Genomic DNA, 18,414 nt, shown 5'->3' with positions numbered 1-18,414 from the left:
CCTTGTCGTACAGCGCCGTCAGCGATACGGGCAGGTGGTCCATCTGGCGCGCGGCGGCATGCAGCGAAGGGCGCAACCCCAGGGAAACCAGCAACATCAGCTCGACCACCGTGGAAAACAGCAGCTCGCGTGGATACTGGCGTTGCCGGTGAGTCTCGAACACTTCGTCGATCCAGGCGGCCGGCATCGCCCGTTCCAGCGCCAGACGTGCCATGACGCTGGCCGGTGCCTGCCTCTCGAAGCGCGCCAGAACTGCATCCCACATCGTCTTACCCTCCCGCTTGATCCTCGGGAGAGTTTACGCAAACACCTTGAAAGGGCTGGGCCTAACGGCCCCACTGATCCTCGACGGCGCGATGAACGGCCCGGCCCTCCAAGCCTATGTCGAGCAGGTTCTGGTTCCCGAACTGACGCCCGGCGACCTTGTGGTGATGGGCAACCTGCCGGCCCACAGGGGGTGTCAAGCCATAGAAGGCGCAGGAGCCACCCTGCGCTACCTGCCCCCCTATAGCCCTGATCTGAACCCGATCGAGACGGCCCTCTCCAAGTTCAAGGCGCTACTGAGAAGGGCGGCGGCGCGAACCGTGCCGGAGCTGTGGCAGGGCATTGGCGAGGCGATTGCGTAGTTCTCGGCAGAGGACTGCAGGCAGTACTTCAAAGCGGCTGGCTATGACTCTGAATAAAGTGAAAATGTTCTAGCCATCATGGCCGCACAGGGTGGCGCAGAGTGTGATCATGACGATGTCCGGCGGGCATGCAGCTTGTTGCGGGTTTCGCGCCGCGGGTTGACGAGCCTGGCGAAGCAGGGGTGGGGATTGGGCAGTATGATGGAGCTCGGAAAAGCCTTATCCGCTACCGACAATCCCCGCTCAACGCAAGAGGGATGCGATTGCCCTGGAATAACGAGGCCAGGAGGTATCTACGAATCCATCAGGAGCTGTAGGCTCGTCCTTTCCAGCGTGAACGTATGCCACGCCAATAGCGGATGGCCGAACTCCACGTCATGCCAAGGTAAAACGCTGCACTAAGCGGCAGCAGCAAGGCCCAGAACGGGGACATTCGATAGTAGCGCAATATCGGTAGGTAGCTCAGCATCATGGCCGCCCAAGCGGTCAGAGCCCAAGGCCGAGCCGATGAGTTCAGCGAGACGAACGGTCCTGCATAGGCGACGACAAAAATCGCCGTGACAGCCAACAGCAGCCACGTGGAGTAGCCGAGTTGAGTGAATGCCGAACGCGCCACCATGTCGTGGATGGAGGCCAGGCTGCCGTAAGGACGCAGGCTCACCACACCCCGGCTCAGGCCCAGCCAGGTACGGTAGCCGGCATCCTTGACCTGGCGTGCCAAGGTGCAATCGTCGATCAGGGCACCTCGCAGGCTGGCAAAGGCACCGATACGCCGTAGAACCTCGGTATCCAGCAGTACGCAACCGCCTGCCGCCGCAGCGACATGTCTCGTGCGCGAATTGGACAGGGCGAATGGGTACAACAGCTTGAAGTAATAGACGAATGCCGGCAGCAGCAGACGATCCCAAAAGCTGGTGCGGCGCAGGTCCGCCATCAGCGAAACGAACTGCCGTCCTTCACGCCGCTTGAACGCCAGTAATGCCGGCAACAGGCCTGGCTGCAACTGGATGTCGGCATCAAGCAAAAGAGTCATCGCTGTATGCACCTGCGACTTCCCCTGCTCCAGCGCCCACAGCTTGCCAGCCCAACCGTCCGGCAAGGGCTGGCCACTCACGACACGGGTATGGGGATAGGCGGCGGCAATACTCGCCGTGGCGTCGGTGGACTGGTCGTCCACGACCACTACTTGCAATCCGTCTCCCTGCGCCTGCAGGGCAGCCAGGGTGGCACCTATAGTCTCGGCCTCGTTACGCGCCGGGATCAACACGGTAATTTCGCTGAGATCAGCCGCCTGCACCGCTTCCGCATCAGCCTCAAGCCGTTCGCGAGTGCTCCATGGTCGCCATGGGAGCAGCAGCAGCCCCCCCCAGATCAGGACAGGGAGGAAGGCAAGCATCCAGCCTTGTGCAGATACGTTAGGCATCTTCGCTAGTCCACTTCCATGTCAGCATCGGAATGAATAGTGCTGACCGGGATGCGTACAGAGCTGGCCTCGTCTCGGCTACCGTACAGCACCGGCAGATCCGGCGCCATCGGAGCGTCCGTACGCGGCCCGAACATGGCCACACGCATGGCCTTCAGTGGATGTGCAAAGGTATCGTCGACCGCGCTGCCTTCGAAGCCGCAGTGGGCCATGCAGTTATCGCACTTGGGATTAATGCCGACACCGTAGTTTTCCCACTGGGTCTCCTCCATCAGCGCCTTATAAGTCGGCGCATAACCTTCGTCGACCAGCAGATAGCAGGGCTTCTGCCAGCCAAAAATGCTATAGGTCGGGTTGGACCACGGCGTGCACTGGTAGCGCTGGTTGCCGGCAAGGAAGTCGAGGAACATCGACGACTGGTTGAATACCCACTTGCTCTTGCGCTCCTTGCCGAGCCTGAACACCTCGCGGAACAGCTCCTTGCTCTCGGTACGACCCAGGAACACGTCCTGACGAGGTGCGTGTTGATAACTGTAACCCGGAGAAACGGTGATGCCCTCGATGCCCAGAGACATGGCGTAGTCGAAGAAGTCGGCAATTTCGCCCGGCGGTTCCTTGTTGAACAAGGTGCAGTTGATGGTCACCCGGTAGCCGCGCGAAAGCGCCAGCTTGATCGCGGCGACAGCTTTATCGAACACACCCTCCATGCACACCGATTCATCGTGGCGCTTCTGCAGACCATCGAGATGGATCGACCACGTGAAGTAGGGCGAGGGCTCGTATTCGTCGATGTGCTTGGGCAACAGCAGGGCATTGGTGCACAGGTAGACGAATTTCTCACGCGCGATGAGGCCTTGCACGATCTGCGGCATTTCCTTGTGAATCAGAGGCTCACCGCCGGGAATAGAAACAACCGGCGCGTCGCACTCATCCACGGCGCGCAAAGCGTCCTCGACGCTCATGCGCTTGCGCAAGACATCCTTAGGGTGATCGATCTTGCCGCAGCCCGCACAGGCCAAATTGCACTGGAATAGAGGCTCCAGCATCATCGCCAGTGGATAGCGGCGCTGACCGCTCAGCTTCTTGCCAAGAATGTAGCGCGCAATTTTGGTTTGTTGAATAAGGGGAATGCCCAATGGGTTCTCCGCAATGTCGGTCTGCCATGTATAAACGGGGGTGCATGCGAATAGCAGGCGAATGCCATGCACTTATTTCGCCGGCAGTATAAGTCATCCGCCCGCCCCTGGTTGCTGCTACGCAGGGGACGTGATGAACGGATCAGAAGTCTCAAGAGAGAGGCGCAAATACCTCGGCATGCTCCCGGCGCAAGCGTTCCCATTCGATCTTGAACCAGGGGGTGAAACTTTGCGGCTGCTCCGCCATTTCTAGATCCAGCGCTTCCGGAGAAACATACCGCAGTGCCGAGACCTCGTTGAGATTGAGGGTGGGCGACTCATCGCTGCGCCCGGCATACACCCAGCACAGCTCGTGCTCGGCGCCTTCGGCGTCGAATTGTGCCTGGTATTCGAATTTGAACAGAAAGCGCAGCGCGCATTGCATGCCCAGCTCTTCACCCAAGCGTCGCTCAATGGCCTCGTCTAGCGTCTCGCCACGACGCGGGTGGCTACAGCAGGTATTGGACCAGAAGCCCGGCCACAGGCGCTTGCCTGCCGCACGTTGCTGCAGCAACAGCTCGCCTTGGCGATTGAACACGAACAGCGAAAAGGCCCGGTGCAGCAAACCCTGTCCTTGGTGCGCGGATGCCTTGTCGAGAAAACCGATTTCCTGATCGCGCTCGTCGACCAGTACCAACGGTTCGTCATTGAAGGAAACCACGTCCATCGAGTGACGCCATTGGCGGCACTCCTGTTCCTGATTTGCCAAGATCAATCCCCTCACCAGACTCACTTCCAGCATCATCCTAGCGATAGCATCGAACCTTCGCGGCACAACGCCATCATCAAGCACTCACCGCGAAGATTACGACAGATGGCACCATCGGGCCTTTTTAAGAAAACTTAGGTTGCTATCATCAAGCAACTGTTATTATTGAGCAACTGCTATCATCAAACGTTCTTATGCCGATCCATCACTTCGTCAGCACCTTCGCATCCTGGTTGGGCACCGGACTGGTCGCCGCCTCCGCCGGCTATGCCGTCGCCACCCTGGGAGCCGCGCTCAAGAACATGCGCGACCCGGCCCCTCCGCTCGGTGCCGGTGATTGCGCGCGACCGATCAGTGTACTCAAGCCCCTACATGGCGCCGAACCGCGGCTATACGAGAACCTGCGCAGCTTCTGTCAGCAGACTCATCCGAACTACCAGTTGATATTCGGCGTGCGTGAGCACCAGGATCCCGCCATTGCCGTGGTGCATAGACTGCGCGCGGAATTCCCGCAACTGGCCATCGACCTAGTCATCGATCCGCGCGTGCATGGCGCTAATCTGAAAGTCAGCAACCTGCTGAACATGCTGCCGCTGGCCCGCCACGACTGGCTGGTACTGGCCGACAGCGACATCAGCGTGCCGGCGGACTACCTGTCACGGGTGACGGCGCCGCTGGCAGACGCTGGCGTGGGCATCGTCACCTGTCTTTACTACGGCGTGCCACAGGACGGATTCTGGTCACGTCTGGGTTGCCTATTCATCGACGACTGGTTCGCGCCTTCGGTTCGCCTATCGCATGCATCCGGCTCCACCCGTTTCGCCTTCGGCTCGACCATAGCACTGCGCCGCGAAGCGTTGCAGACCATCGGCGGCTTCGAGGCTCTGCGCGATACACTGGCCGACGATTTCTGGCTGGGCGAGCTGACCCGGCAGGCCGGGCTGCGTACGGTGCTATCGGATCTGGTGGTCGGTACCGAAGTGAGCGAAACCCGCCTGGCTGAGTTGTGGGCGCACGAGCTGCGCTGGCTGCGCACAATCCGTGCGATCGCGCCAGGCGGTTTCGCGATGAGCTTCGTCTGTTTCACCTGGCCGGTGTCCCTGCTTGGCCTGACGCTGGCACCCTCGACACTGGGCGTCTGGCTGGCCATGGCAGCGGGCAGCGCGCGCGTTGCGCGGTTTTTCCTCGGCCACGAGGCCAGACGCCCGTCGACGCCTTGGTATGAGGTCCTGCTGACTCCATTTCGCGATCTGCTGCTATTGCTGGAATGGGCTGTAGCCCTGACCAGCTGGCGGGTGAAATGGCGCGGCCAGGTTCTGCATGCGCATAAGGACAGGCCGATGCGTTATCCTTGACCGTTTATTGCCGTGGTGTGCTGGCAGACGGTTGGTAAATCTCGGCCTGATGGCCGTTGGAGCTAAGAATTTCTATGAAGACGCTTTTTCTGCAGGCGCCGTCCTTTGACGGTTTCGACGGCGGTGCCGGTTCGCGTTACCAAGCCAAACGCGAGATCAAGAGCTTCTGGTATCCGACCTGGCTGGCCCAGCCGGCAGCCCTGGTACCCGGCTCGCGCCTGCTGGATGCGCCAGTGGAAGAACTCTCGGTGGAGGAATCGCTGAAGATCGCCGCCGAGTACGAACTGGTGATCATCCATACCAGCACGCCCTCCTTCCCTACCGATGCCAAGTTCGCCGAACTGCTGAAGGCACGCCAGCCCAAGATCCTGATCGGCATGGTTGGCGCCAAGGTCGCGGTCGATCCGGCCGATTCGCTGACCGCCTCGCCAGCGATCGACTTCGTTGCGCGTGAGGAGTTCGACTACGCCTGCAAGGAAATCGCCGAAGGCCGCCCCTTCGAGGACGTCACCGGCATCAGCTACAAGCTCGCCGACGGCAGCGTGCAACACAATCCGCCGCGGGCGATGATCGAAAATATGGACGATCTGCCCTTCGTGGCGCCCGTCTACAAGCGTGACCTGAAGATCGACCGCTACTTCATCGGCTATCTCAAACACCCCTACGTGTCCATCTACACTGGCCGAGGCTGCCGCTCCAAGTGCACTTTCTGCCTGTGGCCGCAAACCGTCGGAGGCCATCGCTATCGCGTTCGTTCGGCCGCCAACGTGATCGCCGAGGCGAAGTGGATCAAGGAGAACATGCCCGAGGTGAAGGAGCTGATGTTCGACGACGACACTTTCACCGACAGTTCCAACATGGAGCGCGTACATGAAATCGCCCGCGGCCTGCATGCCTTGGGCTGGACCTGGAGCTGCAACGCCAAGGCCAACGTGCCGTACGAGTCCCTGAAGATCATGAAGGAAAACGGCCTGCGCCTGCTACTGGTGGGCTACGAGTCCGGCGACGACCAGATCCTGCACAACATCAAGAAAGGCCTGCGTACCGATATCGCACGCCGGTTTACCGAAGACTGCCGCAAGCTGGGCATCCAGATACACGGCACCTTCATCCTCGGCCTGCCGGGCGAGACCAAGGAAACCATCGCCAAGACCATCGAGTTCGCCAAGGAGATCAACCCACACACCGTCCAGGTGTCGCTGGCCGCCCCCTACCCCGGCACCCAGATGTACAAGCAGGCGGTAGAAAACGGCTGGCTGGAGCCTAACCAGGACATCAACCTGGTCAACGACAAGGGCATACAGCTGGCCCTGATCAGCTACCCGCACCTGTCCAAGGAAGATATCTTCCACGGCATCGAGACTTTCTACCGAAGCTTCTACTTCCGCCCCTCGAAGATCTGGGAGATCGTCAAGGAAATGCTGGGCAGCTGGGAAATGACCAAGCGCCGCCTGCGTGAGGGCGTGGAGTTTTTCCGCTTCCTGCGCGCGCATGAGTCATGAGCGAAGCGGTTCGCCAGCGCCTGATCGTGACAGCGGACGACTACGGCCTGCATGAGGCCGTAAACGAAGCCGTCGAGCGTGGTTATCGTGAAGGCGTTCTGCGGGCAGCCAGTCTGATGGTAGCCGCACCTGCAGCCGAAGACGCGATTGCTCGCGCCAGACGGCTACCCGGTCTTGCTATCGGCCTGCACCTGGTGCTGGCTGACGGCAAGGCCACATTGCCTCCCGAGCATATCCCCGATCTGGTGGATGCCCAGGGCTGGTTCGACAGCGATATGGTGCGCAACGGTTTCCGCTTTTTCTTCCTGCCCCGCGTGCAACGCCAGCTGGCTGCCGAGATCCGAGCCCAGTTCGAAGCCTTCTCCGCCACTGGCCTGGCGCTAGATCACGTCAATGCACACAAGCATTTCCATCTGCACCCGACCATTCTGTCGTTATTATTGGGCATTGGCCGGGACTTCGGCCTGCGGGCCGTGCGGCTACCGGCAGAACCGGATACGGGCCCCTGGTTGCGCCCGTGGCTGGCCTTGATGCGCAAGCGGCTGGATCGGGCGGGAGTTACTTATAACGATCATGTTTTCGGTCTTCGCCATAGCGGCAATATGAGCGAGACGGTGCTGCTCGACATTCTGCAGCAGTTGCCAGAAGGGCTTTCGGAGTTGTATCTGCACCCAGCCACCCATGACGGGCTGACGCCTAGCATGGCTGGCTATCGACATGTCGATGAGCTGGCAGCCCTGCTGTCGCCACGCGTGCGCAGCGCAATCACCGAGCGTTATCAGTTATGTCATGGCTTTGGCGATCCGGCGGCGACATGAAAAAAATCACCTACATTTCCGGCCTGCTTGGCTTGGTCGCGATTATTGCCATCGTCCTCCATCAGGACAGCGCAGCCATTCTCGAAGCTTTTGACCGGGCTGGCTGGGCTTTGCTATGGCTACTGCCTTTTCATGCGCTGCCGCTGCTGCTGGATGTCCTGGGATGGCGCATGCTGGTCGCCCCTTTCGATCCACAGCGACGTGCCGGACTGGCCGTGCTGTTCTGGATCGCAGCGGTCCGCGAAGCCTTCAATCGCTTGCTGCCGGTAGCCAATATCGGTGGCGAGATCGTCGGCATCCGCATGGTCAAGTGGTACGGCATCGGAGGTGCAGCAATCACCGCAGGGATAGTCATTGAAGTCTTGCTGACCTTGATAAACCAGTACCTGTTTACTGCTCTGGGCATCCTGCTGATGGTGGTCCTGACGCAGCAGATCGGCACTCTGGGCTCGGTGCTGGGCGCTTTGGTTGCCAGCCTGCCGATACCGATTGCGCTGTTCATGCTGCTGCGTCATGGCCAGGTATTTTCGCGCCTGGAAACGATGGCGGAAAAGCTTCTCGGGGGACGCTCGAAGCTGACCGAGCTGATCAACGGCAAGCACCTGGATCAGGACATCCGCACGCTGTGTGCGCGCCCCTGGCGACTGGCTGGTGCCTGTAGCTGGCAACTTGCCGGCTTCATCGTGGGCAGCTTCGAAACCTGGCTGGCTCTAGAAATGCTGGGTTTTCCCATCAGCGTCTGGGACGCCATTGCCATTGAAGCGGTGACCCAAGCCCTGCGCCATATCATTTTTATTGTGCCGGCTGGCCTGGGCGTGCAGGAGGGCGGGCTGGTCCTGTTTGGCAGCCTGATCGGCGTGCCACCCGATGCCAGCCTCGCACTGTCGCTGGTCAAGCGCATGCGCGAGGTAGGATTCGGCCTGCCTGCGCTGATTTCCTGGCAATGGGCCGAGATACGCCGACTGCGTGCAGGACTGGGCGACAATGCTCTCCAACCGAGCTATGCAACGATACGCAAGACCTACTAGTTAATTCGTCATTTTCGAGAAAAGGGGACTTTTGATGCTGAGCGATGTTTCCACAGCCGATGCCGATCACGCCATGCGTAACTGGTCGGGTGAAGAGCCCGGTCAGATCGAGATCGGCTCCGAGGAACATAAACGGCTGTTCTGCCGCATGTTGCTGGATACCCACAATCCCTACAAGCCGGCAGTAATTGACTGGCCGAAGCTGGAGCCGGAAGTGCTGCAGCGTGTAACTTCGCTGCCGATCTGGGATATCGCCGTGCAGACTGAAGGGCGTGCCCAGCTGCGCGTAGCTGCCTATGCCTCCATGGTGAGCGACCCGCTACTGAACGAAACGATGATCATGGATGGCGGCGAAGAAGCACGCCACAAGGTAGTGCTCAGCAAGCTGGTCGAAGCCTATGGCATTCCCCTGACTCCCGAGCCCGAATACCTGGTCCCCAAGGACCCCGAATGGGGCTGGCTGGTTACGGGCTACAGCGAATGCATCGACAGCTTCTTCGGCTTCGGCCTGTTCGAGGCAGCCAAGCGTACCGGTTTCTTCCCGCCGGAACTGGTGGAAACCTTCGAACCGGTGATGCAGGAGGAAGCCCGACATATCCTGTTCTTCGCCAACTGGCTCGCTTGGCACCGCTGCCAGCTGCCTTGGTATCGCCGAGTAGCCTTCGAGTTCAAAGCTCTGCGGGTGTGGGCTTTCCTGATCTGGGAGCGCATCGGCATCGCTCGCGGCCTGGACGGAAACGGCGAAATGCAGGACGCCAACTTCACCCTCACCGGCCACCAACAGATCGGCGTGAACCTCAAGCTGTCCGAGCTGCTGGACCTGTGCCTAACCGAAGACCAGCGCCGGACAGAGGGCTACGATAAGCGCCTGCTGCGCCCGACCTTCATGCCGCGCATGGCGCGCCTGGCACGTCGCTTCATGCGCTAAACGCTCATTGCTGGTGCTGCCTGAACCACCTCACCGCATCCTCCAGCGCCAGGCGGACAGGGCCCGGCGCATAGCCGAGTTCGCGCTCGGCCTTGGCGCTGGAGAAAAACATGCGCTTCTTGGACATGCGCACCTCCTCCACCGTTGCAATCGGCTGGACGCCGGTCATGCGCGCCCAACCTTCAGCCAGATAGGCCACGGGCATGACTGCGGCATGCGGTAATCTCCATCGGGGCGGCGCACGCCCGGCGATGTCGGCGATCTCGACCAGCAACTCTCTCAGGCTGAGATTATGGCCGCCCAAGATATAGCGCTCGCCCACCACACCATGCTGAAACGCCAGCCAATGCCCCTCGGCCACATCGTCCACATGCACGACATTGAGGCCGGTATCCACATAAGCCGGCAGGCGACCGGCGATGGCGTCGCGCACGATCCGCCCGGTGGGAGTAGGCTTGATGTCACGTGGCCCGATCGGAGTCGAGGGATTGACGATCACCACTGGCAGGCCCTCTGCGGCAAACTCCCGGACCAGCGACTCAGCGAGAAACTTGGAGCGCTTGTAGTGTCCAATCATGTCGATCAGCGCCACAGGCGTGTTTTCGTCACCGGGGCAGCCATCCACGGGAATGCCCAGGGTGGCGACACTGCTGGTATAGACGATACGCGGCACACCAGCCCGCTTGGCTGCCTCGAGCATGGCGCGCGTGCCCTCGACGTTGGCCTGATAGAGCTGCGCGGGCTGCGGCGCCCACAGCCGGTAATCGGCCGCCACATGAAACAGGGCATCACAGCCGTCACAGGCATGCTGCAGCGATGCCGCCTGGGTGAGATCCCCCTCGACGACCTGCACGTCCAGCCCCTGCAGGTTGCGACGATCCGAGGTCGCCCGCACCAGCACGCGAACATGGTGACCATCGCGCAGGAGACGACGCACTACGGCAGAACCGACAAAGCCGGTGGCTCCGGTCACCAGTGCCTTCATGGTATTACCATCAATGGAGTGATCCTTAATTCGGGGCCGACGAGCACAGATCCGAACCCTCAAGCACGGGCTCACCACATGCCGAGCATGCCGCACCCTCTGCAGAACGCAGGAAGAGAAAACCGATAATTACAAGCAATACATCTTCCCAGTATGTACTAAATCTTTCTACATAAGTACATTATTATCTAACTGAATAAAGAGGAAAGCCAAGGCATACCCCATGCTCGAACCCCAACTAGCTAGTGTGGCCTCAGAAAGTGGTGCCGACGCCTACCAAAACGCCATCCTTCCCAAAGTATCCAGAACTTTCGCGTTGACGATTCCCCAGTTGCCACCGCCACTGCGCCGTGCGGTGACCAACGCCTACCTGCTATGCCGCGCCGCCGATACCATCGAGGACGAGCCGGCGTTCTCCGCCGAGGAAAAGCGTCGCTACGAAGACGCATTCATCGATGCGGTGACCGGCCGCATCGATGCTCAGCGCTTCTCCGCCGAACTGGCCCCCCTGTTTTCCCAAAGGACCCTGGAGGCCGAGCGCGACCTGGTGAGCCAGTTGCCGCTGGTACTGCAGGTTACCCAGAGCCTGGGGCCGGCGCAGCGTATGGCGATTGTCAATTGCCTGAAGGTGATGTCTCACGGCATGCACGACTTCCAGCGCAACGTGGGCCTGCACGGGCTGGATACGCTGCGCGACATGGATTGCTACTGCTACTGCGTAGCCGGCGTAGTGGGCGAAATGCTTACGGAGCTGCTCATCGACTTCGACCCGACCTTGGCCAGCCAACGTGAGCCCCTGATGCGTATGGCGATTTCCTTTGGCCAGGGCCTGCAGATGACCAATATCCTCAAGGACCAGTGGGAGGATTACAGCCGCGGTGTCTGCTGGTTGCCGCAGGATGTATTTACCCGCTATGGCGTGCGCCTGGAGGGACTGCAGGCTGGCCAGCAGGACGCGAACTATGCGGGCGCATTGACCGAACTCATCGGCGTGGCACATGCCCATCTGCGCAATGCGCTGGAGTACACCCTGATGATTCCGGCCAAGCACGCGGGGTTCCGCCGCTTTTGCTTGTGGAGCATAGGCCTGGCCGTGTTGACGCTGCGCAAGCTGCAGAAAAATCTCGATTTCTCCGCCGGCGCGCAAGTAAAGGTATCGCGCAGGGCAGTGGCCTATACCATCGCGCTCACCCGACTGACCGGAAAATACAATACCGGCCTGCGTTGGCTATTCGCGGCAGCCGCACACAAGCTTCCGCTGACGCCGCTGTCAGCGGAATGGAGTTCCTCTCCGCATACGCACCTTATTTGGCCGAAAAGCGCCATCTCCTACTTCGCCGAAACGGCCTAGTGCAACCCCACTGATACAAGTGATGTGCAGCCATAATGGAACGTTCCTCCCTTCTCCCCCCAGCCAGTGCCGACAGCCACTCTCGTGACCCCGAAACGACCGGTCTAGACCAGGCCATTGCACGGGCCCGCGCAGCGCTGCTGGAACGGCAAGGTGCCGACGGCCACTGGTGCTTCGAACTGGAGTCCGACTGCACGATCACTGCCGAATACATCCTGATGATGCATTTCACGGATGAGATCGACGACGACCTGCAGGAAAAGATGGCGCGCTACCTGCGCACCACCCAGGCCTTGGAGAGCCATGGCGGCTGGCCGCAGTACGTAGGCGGCGCGATCGACCTGTCGTGTACGGTCAAGGCTTATTACGCGCTCAAGGCCGCCGGTGACGCCCCCGAGGCGCCGCACATGCTCCGCGCACGGGAAGCGGTACTGGCGCTTGGCGGGGCCGCCAGAAGCAATGTGTTCACCCGTATCCTGCTGGCTATGTTCGAGCAAGTACCTTGGCGCGCCGTACCCTACCTGCCGGTCGAAATCATGCTCCTGCCGCGCTGGGCGCCAATCCATATCGAGAAGATGTCCTACTGGGCGCGGACCACCTTGGTGCCCTTGACCATCCTCTGCTCGCTCAAGGCCAAGGCCGTCAACCCGAGACAAGTGGATATCCGCGAACTGTTCGTCACCCCGCCGGAGCAGGAGCGCCACTATTTCCTTCGTGGCGGCATATTGAACCGCCTGTTCCTCGGACTGGACAAACTTGGCCGCGGACTCGACCGCTGGATGCCGAAATCGTTGCGCCAGCGCGCTATCCGCAAGGCCGAGGCCTGGTTCCTACCGCGCATGAATGGCGAGGACGGCCTCGGCGCGATTTTCCCGCCGATGGTCAACAGCTACGAGGCGATGATTCTGCTCGGCTACCCCAAGGATCATCCGGTCCGGCAGACCTGCTTGCGCTCGATCCAAAAGCTGGTCGTCCACCGTGACGACGGCTCGGCCTATTGCCAACCCTGCGTCTCACCAGTGTGGGATACGGGCTGGAGCGCAATGGCCTTGATCCACAGTGGCGACGATGCCGCGACCGAAACGGCCATCACACAGGCCTGCGACTGGCTCGTGCAGCGCCAGGAACTGGACTGCAAGGGCGACTGGGTCGCGCGCGCCCCCGAAGCGGCGCCGGGCGGCTGGGCCTTTCAGTATGCCAACGCCTACTACCCGGACATCGACGACACGGCCCTAGTAGCTGCTCTTCTGCACGTACTGGACCGCCGCCGGGGGCAGCCCGGACACCACCACCTCAATACCGATCGCGCCGCCGATTGGATGCTGGCCCTGCAGTCGAAGAATGGTGGCTTTGCCGCCTTCGATGCCGATAACACCTACTACTATCTCAACGCTATTCCCTTCGCAGACCACGGTGCCCTGCTCGACCCGCCGACCGAGGACGTCTCCGGCCGCGTGGCCGCCTGCCTCGGCGTGCTGGCGCGCGACCAGGACCGCGACGACCTGCGCCGCTGCATCGACTACCTACGCGCAAGCCAACAGGCCGACGGCAGTTGGTGGGGGCGCTGGGGCAACAATTACATCTACGGCACTTGGAGTGCGCTTTCCGGCCTGGTCCTGGCCGGCGAAGACCTCCATCAACCCTATCTGCGCAAGTCCGTCGACTGGCTGCGTGCGCGCCAGCATGCCGACGGCGGCTGGGGCGAAACCAACGACAGCTACATCGACCCGGCCCTGGCCGGCACCAACGGCGGGGTCAGCACGCCGCACACGACGGCTTGGGCAGTGTTGGCCCAACTGGCCATGGGTGAAGCAGAGTCCGACTCCGTGAGGCGCGGCATCGCATTCCTGCTCGCCTGCCAGCAGACCGATGGACTCTGGTCCCATCCGTCGCACAATGCGCCCGGTTTTCCGCGAGTGTATTACCTCAAGTACCACGGTTACGCGGCTTATTTCCCGCTGTACGCACTGGCCCGCTACCGGTATCTGCTGGCGCGCTCCCGGACTCAGCAGTGACCTCGCTGCCCGTCGGCATCGTTGTGGCGCTGCAGGCCGAAGCAGATGTCCTGCTCAGACGGGCACAGCCGCAATGCGCTCTACCGCTGACCGACGGGTGCAGCCTGTTGTTGAGCGGCATGGGTCCGGATGCAGCCCGAGCCGCAGCGCAAGCGCTGGTAAAAGACGGAGCGCAGGCGCTGGCGATCTTGGGTGTAGCCGGTGCCCTGGAGGCCAGTCTGCGTAACGGCATGCTGATCTGTCCCGGCCATGTTCTCGACGAACAGGGCCGGATCTATTCGAGCGATACGGCTTGGTCTGCGCGCTTGCGAGAGCAGCTTGGCGCAGCGCGGCTGGATGTGCGGACAGATGCAACGCTGCTCAGCCTGCCCGCCCCCTTGCCCACCACTACGGCGAAGCAAGAGGCACACGCCCGCTATGCCGCCGCGGCAGTGGACATGGAAAGCGCGGCAGTGGCCGCCGTGGCGGCAGAGTCTGGCTTGCCTTTCATGGCCTTGCGAGCCATCGTCGATGAACGTGATGACGAGCTTCCCGGCCCGTTGCTGGCAGCGGTCGACGCGTTCGGCCGACCAGTGCCAGCCCGCTTGATCGCGGCTCTGGCGCGCAACCCGGCAATGATCGCTCGTCTACCCGCCTTGTCCTCGCGAATGAACGGAGCTATCCGAGCGCTACGCGCCACGCTGGCGGTGACCGGCCCGCGTCTGGCCATGCCATAGCAGAGAGAAGCCGCAGCCTGCATGGCGCGGGGTTTCTCGCTACGTGAAGATGCGTTTCCGTGGCTTGGCGAAGTCCCCTCCGCCAAATGCTCTTCGTGGCAAAACATTGCTCAATCAGGAGGCATCAAACAGCCCCCTGATGGATAGGTGAGCCTGCATTTTTACTCTTGACGGACAAGACAAGAGCCAAGGTCGGGACGATTGCAGCCCTCCAGGAAACTGTTGTCTGTACGTGAAAATTCTCTTTCGATTCTTTGCACCAATGACTGGAAGCGGACCCCAAGTCAATGAGGAGCATGGAGCGATATTGCATCCTTCGGGCGCGATAGGCGGGAAAAATCATTGATCCCCTCGCATACCACCATAACGAAAAGCTTGACGAAGAGTCGGACTCCATCTGCGATGGCAAGACCACATTTCGTATCGGGGCCAAGTCGAGCCCCCTTGAGGGTGATAAGCTCCGCGGCTGAATTTTCAATACTTGGTGCCATCCTGAGCATTCGTTGCACAGGAGGCACAAAGCTTATGCAACAGTGGAATCGGTATGATCAGAACGGCGCAGCGATGTCTTGTTTATCTGGTAGATCAAAGTGGTCGCCATCCTTTCATTGTCTTGCCGTTGGCAATACTGCTGGCCGTCGTCTGCCTGATGGGGGCGGCGACACGCCTCAGCGTCGATACCAACTCCGATCATCTTTTCGATTCTAGTCTGCAATGGCGCCAGCAGAGCATGGAGTTTGCCGGCCAGTTTCCTCAATTCAGCGACACGCTCGTCGCCGTGGTGCGCGCTCCGACACCAGAAGAGGCCCGCGAAACGGCGGTTGCCCTGGCTGCCGGCCTGGAGAACGACAAGCGCAACATCCGGTCGGTATCCACCCCTGGAATCAGCCCCTTCTTCGACCGGAACGGTTTGCTGCTGCTGCCGCAAGATCAACTGTCCGATGTCCTGGACACCATGACGCAGGCGGGCCAGTTGCTCGAGCCACTGGTGACCGACCCTTCGGCCCGAGGCTTCATGAAAGGCCTGAACATGATGGTCGAAGGCGTACGCTATGGCATGGCCGATCTCATCTCGGCCTACGACGGTGCGCTCAACACCATCGTGCAGGTGCTGGACAATACGCTGGATGGCAAGGTTTCGCCGTTGTCCTGGCAAACCTTGTTGACCCCCCAGCTGAGCGGGAATAAAGGCGGGCTGGAATTGGTCCTGATTCATCCAGTACTGGATTACGACGCTCTCGAGCCTGGCCAGGCCGCGACTCAGGCGATGCTGCAGGTAGCCAGCGAACTGCCTGCCGTGAAAGCCGGTCGTGCCCAGGTGAATTACACCGGCTCGGTCCCCTTGTCCGACGATGAATTCCATTCACTGACCGATCGCGCCGCCCCCATCGCCATCGGAGGGGCCGTGCTGGTGGTGTTTTGGCTGGTCCTGGCTCTGCGCTCCTGGCAACTGATCGTCCCGGTGGTGCTGACCTTGGTGATCGGTCTGATCTACACGCTGGGATTTGCCGCCTTCGCGGTCGGCAGCCTGAACCTGGTCTCGGTGGCCTTTGCCGTACTCTTTGTCGGTCTTGCCGTCGACTTTGGCATCCAGTTCGGGGTACGCCTGAGCGCTCAGCAGCGTAGCGATTGCGATTTCGCCGAGGTTCTGCACTGGACGGGGCTGCGGGTCGGGGGGCAGATCGGTCTAGCCGCACTGGCGACGTCCTGCGGCTTCCTGGCGTTCTCCCCGACCCGCTTTTCCGGTATGGCCGAACTGGGCATCATTGCAGGTGTGGGCATGCTGCTGGCCCTGGTCTGTACTCTGACGATCCTGCCGGCGCTGCTGAGCCTGATGGCCCGCCGGGTCACCTCGCACAGGGATGCCGCCCTGCCCGGCGGCGTGATGGCCGATGCCTGGCTGGCTCGCCATCACCGGCCCGTATTGATCTCGTTCGTCATCCTGGCTCTGGCAGGTTTATGGAGCGCCATCAATCTGCCTTTCGATGCCAATCCGCTGCATACCAAAGACGCGAACAGCGAGTCCATGCGAACCCTCAACTCGCTGATGGACGATCCGAATACCAATCCCTTCACGCTCAACGTGCTGGTTGCCGACCTCGCCGAAGCCCGCAGTCTGAGCGCACGCCTAGGCGCTCTGCCTGAAGTAGCCCAGGTGGTGTCGGCGGCCGATTTCGTCCCCGACGACCAGGACGACAAGCTCGAGGAAGTATCCCAGACGCTGGACCTGATGTATTCGCTGCTGCGGCCACATACCGAGACGCCGGCGCCTACAGCGGAGGACCTGCGCAGGGCTGCCCGGAAAACCAGCCAGGAAATTGCCGGTGTCGCCGGCAACCTGTCGCCAGACGCGCCGCTGCTGCATATAGGTACGGCCCTGGGTCGTCTGGCCGAAGCGCCGGATGACATACTGCTGAAGGCCAGCCAGGCGCTGTCGCAGTTTCTGCCCAGGACCTTCGAGCAATTGCGGGACTCGCTCTCCGCACAACGCATCACGCTGCAGAATCTGCCGGACCATCTCAAGCGTGACTGGTTCACCAGCGATGGCCGAGTACGGATTCAGATCACGCCGGGGGCCGCCGCACAGGATACCGAGGGCCTGCGCCAGTTCGTGCAAGCCGTCCAGGATGTGGCTCCCCAGGCGGTCGGCCCGGCGCTCGATACCGTCAAGTCGGCCGACACGATCCTGCTGGCCTTCGAGCAGGCGGCCGTCTACGCCATGCTGGCCATTGCCGTGGTGTTGATGGCGGTACTGCGGCGAGGGCTCGACACGGGGCTGGTCATGATAACCCTGCTGATATCGGCCCTGCTGACGGCGCTGCTGGCACACCTGCTCGGCATTTCGATCAACTTCGCCAACATCATCGCGTTGCCGCTGCTGCTGGGCGTGGGAGTGTCCTTCAACGTCTATTTCGTCATGAACTGGCGCAGCGGCATACGCCAGTTTCTGGACTCGCCCACCGCGCGGGCAGTCCTGTTTTCGGCGCTGACCACTGGCACCGCCTTCGGCAGCCTGGCGATAGCACGCCATCCCGGCACGGCCAGCATGGGCCTGCTATTGCTGCTGAGCCTGTTCGCCGTGCTGCTGGCGACCTTCGTATTTCTACCCGCCTTGCTGTACATGCTTTCCCGGCCCAGCCAAACCATTGGCGTTTCGAACCGGGAGCCTTACGAAGAAGAGCAAATCCGCGAAATCGAAGCTCCCGCACCGGCAACCCCGAGGGCTCGCGGTGCCCCGGTCGATGCTCGGTAATCGGACTGCACACCCCCTGACACCGGCCTTGCGCCGGTGTTTTTTTATGTGGCTTCGCCGCTTCAGAGCCAACCCTCTCAAGGTCTTTTGCTTTTCGAAGTCTCGATTGCACAGGCCGGAGGTAGAGACATAGAGCGCGGGCCGCGGCGCCATCGAGCCACTCCTTGGTCTTTCAGTTTGGCTATGTCTGAGTTAGAGCATTTTTACCTTATCCCGATTCATATCCGGCTGCCTCGAAGTAGTGCCTGCAGTCCTGCGCCGAGAACTGCCCGATTGCCTCGCCAATGCTCTGCCACAGCTCCGGCACGGTCCGCGCCGCCGCCTTTCTCAGCAGTGCCTTGAGCTTGGAGAAGGCCATCTCGATCGGGTTCAGGTCGGGGCTATAGGGAGGCAGGTAGCGCAGTGTGGCTCCTGCGCCTTCGATGGCCTGGCGTACCCCCGCGACCTTGTGGGCCGGCAGGTTGTCCATCACCACGATATCGCCGGGCGTCAGCTCGGGAACCAGGACCTGCCCGACATAGGCCAGGAAG

The 18,414-nt window shown here is 61.2% G+C and carries 14 protein-coding genes and 2 pseudogenes; 10 read left to right on the top strand and 6 right to left on the bottom strand.

Annotation, left to right across the window (positions count from 1 at the left end):
- A pseudogene (locus tag BMY22_RS19665) lies at nucleotides 1-214 on the bottom strand (IS4 family transposase); the annotation flags it as partial.
- 109 nt (nucleotides 215-323) lie between these two features.
- Between BMY22_RS19665 and BMY22_RS19660 the strand changes: the two are divergent.
- A pseudogene (locus BMY22_RS19660) lies at nucleotides 324-626 on the top strand (transposase); the annotation flags it as partial.
- A 304-nt stretch (nucleotides 627-930) separates the two neighbouring features.
- Here the strand turns inward: BMY22_RS19660 and BMY22_RS19655 are convergent.
- From BMY22_RS19655 to idi, 3 genes are all read right to left on the bottom strand, one after another.
- On the bottom strand, nucleotides 931-2,049 hold the full coding sequence (locus BMY22_RS19655; RefSeq protein WP_244158935.1) for a glycosyltransferase: 1,119 nt from the start codon (nucleotides 2,047-2,049) through the stop codon (nucleotides 931-933).
- A gap of 5 nt (nucleotides 2,050-2,054) precedes the next feature.
- A complete protein-coding gene (gene hpnH, locus BMY22_RS19650; protein ID WP_090624867.1) occupies nucleotides 2,055-3,185 on the bottom strand; it encodes an adenosyl-hopene transferase HpnH in 1,131 nt (376 codons plus the stop codon).
- A 151-nt stretch (nucleotides 3,186-3,336) separates the two neighbouring features.
- On the bottom strand, nucleotides 3,337-3,969 hold the full coding sequence (gene idi / locus BMY22_RS19645; RefSeq protein ID WP_090624865.1) for an isopentenyl-diphosphate Delta-isomerase: 633 nt from the start codon (nucleotides 3,967-3,969) through the stop codon (nucleotides 3,337-3,339).
- A gap of 158 nt (nucleotides 3,970-4,127) precedes the next feature.
- Here idi and hpnI point away from each other — a divergent pair, with 158 nt between their 5' ends.
- The 5 genes from hpnI (at nucleotide 4,128) to BMY22_RS19620 (ending at nucleotide 9,564) form a co-directional block, all read left to right on the top strand.
- Complete coding sequence (gene hpnI, locus BMY22_RS19640; protein ID WP_090624863.1) at nucleotides 4,128-5,288, top strand: bacteriohopanetetrol glucosamine biosynthesis glycosyltransferase HpnI; 1,161 nt, start codon at nucleotides 4,128-4,130, stop codon at nucleotides 5,286-5,288.
- A 74-nt stretch (nucleotides 5,289-5,362) separates the two neighbouring features.
- On the top strand, nucleotides 5,363-6,790 hold the full coding sequence (gene hpnJ, locus BMY22_RS19635) for a hopanoid biosynthesis associated radical SAM protein HpnJ (RefSeq protein WP_090624861.1): 1,428 nt from the start codon (nucleotides 5,363-5,365) through the stop codon (nucleotides 6,788-6,790).
- Nucleotides 6,787-7,608: a hopanoid biosynthesis-associated protein HpnK gene (hpnK, locus tag BMY22_RS19630; RefSeq protein ID WP_090624859.1), complete on the top strand. Its 822-nt coding sequence runs from the start codon at nucleotides 6,787-6,789 to the stop codon at nucleotides 7,606-7,608. The genes hpnJ and hpnK overlap by 4 nt, the downstream gene beginning before the upstream one ends.
- Entirely contained in the window at nucleotides 7,605-8,636 is a 1,032-nt protein-coding gene (locus BMY22_RS19625) for a lysylphosphatidylglycerol synthase domain-containing protein (protein WP_244158934.1), read from the top strand. The genes hpnK and BMY22_RS19625 overlap by 4 nt, the downstream gene beginning before the upstream one ends.
- A gap of 34 nt (nucleotides 8,637-8,670) precedes the next feature.
- Nucleotides 8,671-9,564: an aminomethyltransferase gene (locus BMY22_RS19620; RefSeq protein ID WP_090624858.1), complete on the top strand. Its 894-nt coding sequence runs from the start codon at nucleotides 8,671-8,673 to the stop codon at nucleotides 9,562-9,564.
- Between the two features lie 4 nt (nucleotides 9,565-9,568).
- Here BMY22_RS19620 and hpnA read toward each other — a convergent pair whose 3' ends face one another.
- Nucleotides 9,569-10,549, bottom strand: a complete 981-nt coding sequence (hpnA, locus tag BMY22_RS19615) for a hopanoid-associated sugar epimerase (RefSeq protein WP_090624857.1) — start codon at nucleotides 10,547-10,549, stop codon at nucleotides 9,569-9,571.
- Between the two features lie 223 nt (nucleotides 10,550-10,772).
- On the opposite strand from hpnA, the gene BMY22_RS19610 reads away from it, so the two are divergent.
- The 4 genes from BMY22_RS19610 to BMY22_RS19595 all read left to right on the top strand — a co-directional run bounded on the left by BMY22_RS19610 (nucleotide 10,773) and on the right by BMY22_RS19595 (nucleotide 17,884).
- A complete protein-coding gene (locus BMY22_RS19610) occupies nucleotides 10,773-11,900 on the top strand; it encodes a phytoene/squalene synthase family protein (RefSeq protein ID WP_090624856.1) in 1,128 nt (375 codons plus the stop codon).
- 35 nt (nucleotides 11,901-11,935) lie between these two features.
- Nucleotides 11,936-13,915, top strand: coding sequence for a squalene--hopene cyclase (gene shc, locus BMY22_RS19605; protein WP_090624854.1), 1,980 nt, complete (start codon nucleotides 11,936-11,938; stop codon nucleotides 13,913-13,915).
- Complete coding sequence (locus tag BMY22_RS19600) at nucleotides 13,912-14,631, top strand: phosphorylase family protein (protein ID WP_244158933.1); 720 nt, start codon at nucleotides 13,912-13,914, stop codon at nucleotides 14,629-14,631. Before shc ends, BMY22_RS19600 begins: the two co-directional genes overlap by 4 nt.
- A gap of 544 nt (nucleotides 14,632-15,175) precedes the next feature.
- On the top strand, nucleotides 15,176-17,884 hold the full coding sequence (locus BMY22_RS19595) for an MMPL family transporter (RefSeq protein ID WP_090624852.1): 2,709 nt from the start codon (nucleotides 15,176-15,178) through the stop codon (nucleotides 17,882-17,884).
- A gap of 208 nt (nucleotides 17,885-18,092) precedes the next feature.
- On the opposite strand, the gene BMY22_RS19590 is transcribed toward BMY22_RS19595, so the two are convergent.
- Nucleotides 18,093-18,414 (bottom strand): transposase (locus tag BMY22_RS19590; protein ID WP_143068557.1); only part of this gene is annotated, 322 nt, incomplete at its 5' end.

It is taken from the genome of Azotobacter beijerinckii, assembly GCF_900110885.1.
GTDB lineage: Bacteria > Pseudomonadota > Gammaproteobacteria > Pseudomonadales > Pseudomonadaceae > Azotobacter > Azotobacter beijerinckii.
This window is presented reverse-complemented; position numbering and strand designations above follow the sequence as displayed.